Below are 701 nucleotides of genomic sequence, written 5' to 3'. Positions count from 1 at the left end.
GTTGTTGTAGCCCACCCGATTCCACGGCGACCGCATTGTCAGCGACAGCCGTCGGGGCATCGTTTTGTCCCTGGATTGTGACGGTGATCTGGGTAGTCGAGGTCGCTCCGCCCGCGTCCGTCATCGTGTAGGTAAAGACGTCGTCGAGCGATTGCCCGCTGTTTCGCAGCGCCTGGACCGATGCGTTGTTATTATCGACGACATAGCTGTACGAGCCATCTGAATTGATCGTGATCGCACCGAATGACCCCGTGACGGACGATGCGACCGATCCCGAAGCGGAACCCGCAACGCCTGCGGCAACTCCCGTGACATTTTTGGTTTCTCCGTTGCCGGACGAGTCGACGTCGGTGTCGTTATCCAGAACGTTGCCGGTTGGGTCCACTCCGGCGGTGCCGTTGCCCGATCCGCCCGCTTCGACGGCCGTCGCGGTGTCGACCACTGCCGTCGGGGTGTCGTTTTGGCCTTGGATCGTGATCGTGATCTGCGTGGTCGACGTCGCCCCGGCCGCATCGGTCATGGTGTAGGTAAAGACGTCGTCGAGCGTGTCTCCGCTGTTTCGCAGTGCTTGAACGGCCGCGTTATTGTTGTCGACGATGTAGGAATACGATCCGTCGGCATTGATTGTGATTGCCCCATAGGATCCGGCGACTGATGAAGCCACCGAACCGGATGCCGATCCAGCAACTCCGGCAGTGACT

At 60.2% G+C, this 701-nt stretch carries 1 protein-coding gene; it reads right to left on the bottom strand.

All coding sequences use genetic code 11. From position 1 onward, the window contains the following. The coding region (locus RMSM_RS06755; protein WP_008693354.1) for a VCBS domain-containing protein at positions 1–701 on the bottom strand (701 nt) is incomplete at both ends.

Source organism: Rhodopirellula maiorica SM1 (genome assembly GCF_000346295.1).
GTDB lineage: Bacteria > Planctomycetota > Planctomycetia > Pirellulales > Pirellulaceae > Novipirellula > Novipirellula maiorica.
The sequence above is the reverse complement of the archived record's forward strand: the minus strand, read 5'-3'. Positions and strand labels throughout refer to the sequence as shown.